This window comes from Desulfovibrio sp. ZJ200 (genome assembly GCF_011039095.1).
GTDB lineage: Bacteria > Desulfobacterota > Desulfovibrionia > Desulfovibrionales > Desulfovibrionaceae > Desulfovibrio.
The window spans coordinates 1-5,613 of record NZ_JAAKEH010000082.1; the positions used below are offsets into that span (position 1 = coordinate 1).

10 protein-coding genes and 1 pseudogene are annotated in these 5,613 nt (G+C 55.7%); 10 read left to right on the forward strand and 1 reads right to left on the reverse strand.

Translation table 11 applies throughout. The features are described 5' to 3' along the window. From G7Y52_RS14255 to G7Y52_RS14280, 6 genes are all read left to right on the forward strand, one after another. Nucleotides 1-435: hypothetical protein (locus tag G7Y52_RS14255; protein WP_165073051.1), on the forward strand; the 435-nt coding region annotated here is incomplete at its 5' end. A gap of 11 nt (nt 436-446) precedes the next feature. Further along, nucleotides 447-1,082: a hypothetical protein gene (locus tag G7Y52_RS14260; protein ID WP_165073053.1), complete on the forward strand. Its 636-nt coding sequence runs from the start codon at nt 447-449 to the stop codon at nt 1,080-1,082. Between the two features lie 7 nt (nt 1,083-1,089). Continuing rightward, a complete protein-coding gene (locus G7Y52_RS14265; protein WP_165073055.1) occupies nt 1,090-1,371 on the forward strand; it encodes a hypothetical protein in 282 nt (93 codons plus the stop codon). Further along, nucleotides 1,322-1,672 (forward strand): type 4 pilus major pilin, encoded by a 351-nt coding sequence (locus G7Y52_RS14270; protein ID WP_206215334.1) that lies wholly within the window; start codon nt 1,322-1,324, stop codon nt 1,670-1,672. The genes G7Y52_RS14265 and G7Y52_RS14270 overlap by 50 nt, the downstream gene beginning before the upstream one ends. Before the next feature lie 138 nt (nt 1,673-1,810). Further along, nucleotides 1,811-2,824 carry a DUF87 domain-containing protein gene (locus G7Y52_RS14275; protein WP_165073060.1) on the forward strand — a complete coding sequence of 338 codons (1,014 nt, stop codon included), beginning with the start codon at nt 1,811-1,813 and terminating at the stop codon, nt 2,822-2,824. A 37-nt stretch (nt 2,825-2,861) separates the two neighbouring features. Then, entirely contained in the window at nt 2,862-3,053 is a 192-nt protein-coding gene (locus tag G7Y52_RS14280; RefSeq protein WP_241159773.1) for a hypothetical protein, read from the forward strand. Here G7Y52_RS14280 and G7Y52_RS14285 read toward each other — a convergent pair. After that, the gene (locus tag G7Y52_RS14285) at nt 3,050-3,394 is read right to left on the reverse strand and encodes a hypothetical protein (protein ID WP_165073062.1); all 345 of its coding nucleotides are present in this window, start codon (nt 3,392-3,394) and stop codon (nt 3,050-3,052) included. The genes G7Y52_RS14280 and G7Y52_RS14285 overlap by 4 nt on opposite strands. Here G7Y52_RS14285 and trbL point away from each other — a divergent pair. The 4 genes and pseudogenes from trbL to G7Y52_RS14305 all read left to right on the forward strand — a co-directional run. Beyond that, nucleotides 3,381-4,484 carry a P-type conjugative transfer protein TrbL gene (trbL, locus tag G7Y52_RS14290; protein WP_241159774.1) on the forward strand — a complete coding sequence of 368 codons (1,104 nt, stop codon included), beginning with the start codon at nt 3,381-3,383 and terminating at the stop codon, nt 4,482-4,484. The two genes, G7Y52_RS14285 and trbL, sit on opposite strands and share 14 nt — an antisense overlap. A 62-nt stretch (nt 4,485-4,546) precedes the next feature. After that, nucleotides 4,547-5,293 carry a type IV secretion system protein gene (locus G7Y52_RS14295; RefSeq protein ID WP_165073066.1) on the forward strand — a complete coding sequence of 249 codons (747 nt, stop codon included), beginning with the start codon at nt 4,547-4,549 and terminating at the stop codon, nt 5,291-5,293. 89 nt (nt 5,294-5,382) lie between these two features. Continuing rightward, nucleotides 5,383-5,436, forward strand: a pseudogene (locus G7Y52_RS15430) (hypothetical protein); the annotation flags it as partial. 49 nt (nt 5,437-5,485) lie between these two features. Continuing rightward, the coding region (locus G7Y52_RS14305; protein ID WP_241159775.1) for a type IV secretory system conjugative DNA transfer family protein at nt 5,486-5,613 on the forward strand (128 nt) is incomplete at its 3' end.

Below are 5,613 nucleotides of genomic sequence, written 5' to 3' on the forward strand. Positions count from 1 at the left end.
GTCAGCGTGACCTGGGCGCACCAGAGTCAGGCTGATTTTCTGAGCCTGCCGGACCAGGCTGCTTTGAAAAGCCCACAGCTCGCAGTTTCCAGACTGACGCTGACCACAGACCGCAAGGCCCGCACGGGCCAGAACTATCCGGCCATCCTGACGCGGGAAAGCGCTGCCCGGCATCTCTACCAGATTACCCAACAGGCGGGCGCCCGGCTGCGCCTGACATTTCAGAAGCCGGAAAAACGCAGCATCGACAAGGTGGAACTGTCGGCTCCCTGGCTCAAAGGGGAATGGACCTTGAACGCGGTTCCCGGCTCCCTGTTGCAGGAAAGCGCGCTCTGGCGCGTCTTGTCCGCAGTGCCGGGCCTGACGCTGGAGCGGATCAGCTTCAGGAATGAAGCCTGGGAGCTCCAGGGAAATATCTACGCCAGGGAAAAATGAGGGGGAGGGTCATGCAGCTCACGAAAAGAACAAAAATCATCTGGGGCATCCTGCTGTTTTTGCTCCTGGCGTTTGCCGGCCTGCTCTGGATGGAGCGAACGCCGACGCCATTGCCGCCAGTGCCCGGGGATGTGGCCGTCAGGAAAAAAGCCGCTCCCGCCACAGCGAAGAAAAAAGACAACACGGAGCAGGACGCAACCGCGCCCTCCAGGCCGGAAGCGCCCTCTGCCCCCGGCATGGCCGCTGTACCCATAACAGCCGGGAACCTGGGAAAGATCTCGAAACTCAGGAATACGCTGGAAGAGGAAACGCTGGAAGTCCAGATTGAGGAAAAACGGGCCAGAAAGAGAGAACTCACGCGCTCCGGCTCGCTTCCAGCGCCCACACTCTCCCTGCCCTCTCTGACGCCTCCGGCGTCTCCTTCGCCCGTTTCCCCGGCTGTGCCCCGGCCTGCCGGTACGGGCGGCCTGCGGGTGATTTCCGTACAGGGCGTGGGGGGGCAGCTCACGGCCACGGTGCGCACCGGCTCCGGCCAGGTGGTGGTGCGCAAGGGCTCGCGCCTGGGCGGCGGCGTGGTCACGGGCATTTCCCGGCAGGCCGTCACCATCCGTCGCGGCAATCAAAGCAGCGCACTGCCCTTTGAGTGAGGACGCCATGAACGCCAGAAACGCAAAACCTGCGCGCAATGCCGCCGGCACAGCCCCTGAAGCCCTGTTTTTCGATGACTTTGATCAAGTCTCGGAAAAGGTGCGCGGCAAGGTGGCCCTGATCGACGGCGTGTTGCACATTTCCGATGATCTCAAGGGCAATATGAATATGATCGCCCTGGTGGCCCGGCTGCGACGCCGGGGCATTCCCTCGCCGGTCTTTCACAAACCCAGTGAATTTGAGGAAAAGTACGCCAAATTCGCGGTACGTCGCGCGCGGGCAATCTGACACAAGCCCATGCGGCCTGGCGCGTGGCCTGTATCTGATCAGCGACTTTGTGGGCTCCTGGGGCGGCGAAATCAATCTGTCCACCAACGATGCCACCGGCAGCTTCAAAATCGAGCTCTCCGGCATTCCGCAGGATGAATGCACGCAACTGGCCAAGTTTCAGGCCGACGCCTGGCTCGCGGTGGGAGTGAATGGCAATGCTCTGGAAAGCGACAATACCATTACGGACAATCCATATGAAAATTCTGGCCGTACTCGCGCTTCTGCTTGGCGTCCTGGCCATCCTTTCGCCGGCTGCTAGCCACAGGGATGCCTCCGCGCCCGCTGCGCGAAGCGTGGCCCTGAATTACGCCATCTTCCGCAATGCGGCCTTTCTCTATGCGCAGACGCACAAGCCCAACGGGACTGTTTCCCAGGCCGTGCTGGAACTGCCGCCGGAATGGCATGCCCTGCGGGCCTGGAGCGCGCGGATGGAAGGCGCGTGCTGGGCTTCATGGATCAGTTTTTCAACAATCCCAACGCCAAGATCAACCGCGACGCCCTGCGTATGCGCGAAGACGCGGAAGACGCCAAGCTGGAAGTGCAATCCGGCTCCGTGGGCGCGGGCTATCTCTCGTCCGCCGTCGTCCTCATGGATGAAGATGTAAACGCGCTGCAGGATAATGCCCGCGAGCTGCGCCGGATGATCCAGACGCAGGGCTTCGGCTGCCGCATTGAATCCATCAACGCCCTGGAAGCCTGGCTGGGCAGTTTGCCCGGCAACGGCTATGCCAATATCCGGCGTCCCCTTCTGACCAGCTTGAACCTGGCGGATCTTCTGCCTTTACAATCTGTCTGGACGGGCAGCCCGGTCTGCCCGTGCCCTTTCTATCCGCCCGATTCCCCTCCGCTGGCCGTCTTTCTGACTGAGGGCTCCACGCCGTTCTGGTTCAACCTCCACGACGGCGATCTGGCCCATACGGCAATCTTCGGCCCCACGGGCTCAGGCAAATCCACGCTGCTGGCCACCATAGCCGCGCAGTTTCTGCGCTATGAGCATGGGCGGATTTTCGCATTTGACAAGGGCAACTCCCTTTTTCCGCTCTGCGACGGCACGGGCGGCGATCATTACGAGATTGCCACGGAAGACAGTCTTTGCTTCACGCCCCTCCAGCGCATTGATGCAAACGCCACGGAGCTGGCCTGGGCGGAGAACTGGATTGAAAGCCTGCTGGAGCTTCAGGGCATGACCGTGCTTCCCGCGCACCGTGAAGCCATCCACAACGCCATGACCGGACTGGCCACGCAGCCGGAGCACATGCGCACCCTGTCGCATTACATGGACGCCGTACAGGATATCTCCATCCGCCAGACATTGGCCTGCTACACGCAGCGCGGCACGATGGGCATGCTGCTGGACGCCAGGACGGACAATCTGGGCACGTCGCATTTCATTGTCTTTGAATATGAATGAGCTGCTTTCCAGCCCGGACGGTCAGCAAAAGGCGCTCATGGCCGGCAATCAGCTTGCCGCCCTGCAAATACAAGAGGCCCGCCAGCTCCGTGAACTCATTGCGACAAAGGTTCAATCGGATCTGGCGAGCCAGGAAAAGGCCGAGAAGGAAAGTCAGATGGGGCAGGAAAATGAAAGATATATGCTCAAGAAGAAATTGGGCACAAACTCACGCTCTGATCCGTTTTAATCTACGCCACAGAGCTTTTCTACGTCCTTATTCTTGAGGTTTGTATCGCGTGTTACGAGCTTATAATATTTTTTTTCTCCAATTGCATTTGTAATCATTATGATATCAGCGCTTTTTTTTTCGATATAAGAAGGGACATTAGAATGATCTACAAAGATCTCAATCTTATTATCAGTCATAGAATTAATTTTGTAATCAAATCCATAAAATTTATCATTGGTAATTTTTAAAAAGACGGATGGCGTTTTTTGGGACTGCCACCATCCGCAGATATCAAAAGCGAAAGAAGTTGAAGGAACAAAAATGAAAATAATGAGAATCAGTAAAATGGCTTTTTTCATTGGAACACTCCTTTTTGTTTTATATTATATTGATAGTACCATTGTTCTTGCTGCAATACAAGGAGATACGATCGTATCAGATATTGTCTCAAAATTTCATAGTGAATTGTCTAAGTATGAATCAGTCATGCTTAAATACGCCAAAATTATTTTTTACTGGTGCGCAGTTCTAGAAGTCGCCTTTCTTGGCGTAAAAATGGTTCTTGGCACTTCTGATGTGCGCGAGACAATCAAAAATTTTTGTTTTGTGCTGCTGGCTGCCGGCTTCTTTCTCGCTGTTATCAACAATTATCATACATGGACGTGGAATGTCATTAATGGACTAAAATCAATAGCTGGTGAAGCAACAACCATCACGGATGCTTCTGATGAACCGTTTACTGTTGGCCTTTCATTGGCAAAAGATATTTTTAAAAAGACAGACTATTTTGAGCCAGCAAAGTCCCTGGCTTATATCCTGGCAGGGATGGCAATTTTATTTTGCTTCACACTTATTACGTTACAAATGATTCTCATCAAATGCGAATGCATTGTAGCAATGTGTGCTTCATCCATTCTTCTTGGTCTTGGAGCCACCTCATTTCTTAGAGATTATGCCATCAATACATTGCGCTATGTCTTTGCTGTTGCTTTCAAGCTGATGGTTATGCAGCTTGTCATTGGAGTCGGCATTGATTTCATCAGGAAGCTGAAAGTTGCTGAGGATATGGATTGGGCTCAGATCGGCGTCACAATTTCCTTTTGCGTCATTTTCTACTGCCTTGTCAAAACCCTGCCGGACGTGGTGGCCGGGATCATCCAGGGCTCACACGTCAGCACGGGCAATGCTCTTACTTCCACAGTCGCGGCAATGGGTGCCGGCATGATGGGCGCGGGCATGGCCGCCAGCTCCGGCATGGCCAACATTGGCCGGGCCGCCCAGCTTGCCAAAGCGGAAGGTGCTCAGGGCGTGGGCGGCATGCTTAAGGGCACAGCCGGCAATCTCTGGAACGCCAGCCGTGAAGCCATGCACAACAGAGGCCAGCGCCAGGGCAGTGTCGCTTCATCGCTGCGGGAACGGATTGAGGCCGCACGCCTCAAGAAGGATTAACCCCATAAGCAAGAGAAATAAAAAACAGTTCTGATATGTTGACGATATAAAGGGAGCCTGCAATGAGCCTGTTCAAGAAGAAAGAAAAAACCGACGCCCCCGTGGTCGCGCCCAAGCCCTCTGAGGGGCATAACCCCTATCTCAACGCCCGTCAGGAATGGCTGGAGCGCTACGGTTCGTACATCAGCCGCGCGGCGCAATGGCGCATGACAGCATTCATTGCCTTGCTGCTCCTGGGCGGCTCCATCACGGCCAATGTCATTCAGGCGAACCAGGTCAAGGCCATCCCATACATCATCGAAGTGGACAAGCTGGGCAAGGCTGCCGTGGCGGCTCGCGCGGATCAGGCCAGCGCCGCGCCCTTGCGCCTGATCCAGGCTGAAATCGCGGCCTGCATCGCAGACTGGCGCACAGTCACAGCGGACATTGAGCTGCAAAAGCAGATGATCCAGCGTCTCAGCTATTTCGTGGCGGGCAGCGCCAAGGGCGTGCTCAAGGAATGGTTCACAACCAACAATCCGTATGAAATCGCCAAGTCCGGCAAGCTGGTCCATGTGGCGATCAAAAGCCTGCCTTTGCCGGTAAGCGCCAATTCCTACCGGGTGGAGTGGACGGAGACAACCCGCGCGCATACGGGCGTGGCTCTGGAAAGCCATACCTATGAGGCCACGGTCAGTGTCCAGATCAACCCGCCCACGTCTGAAGCCGTGCTGTTGCGCAATCCCGGCGGCGTGTACATCACCAGTCTTACGGCGAGCCGCGTATTCAAAACTGCCGCGCCTGCCGCTTCTTCGGCAAAGGCACAATAGGAGTTCCCCATGAAAAGGATTGTTGTTTCCCTGCTGCGGTCATTCCGGGCATCATGCTGACGGGCGTCAATTCGGATCTGCCCGGCAACATGATCGCCCAGGTTTCCCGGCACGTCTTTGACTCCGCCACCGGGCAAAACCTGCTCATTCCCCAGGGCACCAAAATTTACGGCGTCTATGACTCCCGTGCTGATGCTGGACGAACTTACCAGCCTGGGCAAGCTCCCCATTCTGGAGAAAGCCATTGCCTACATCGCCGGTTACGGCGGCAAACTGTACATCATCGTCCAGAACATAGAGCAGATTACCTTTGACTTTTG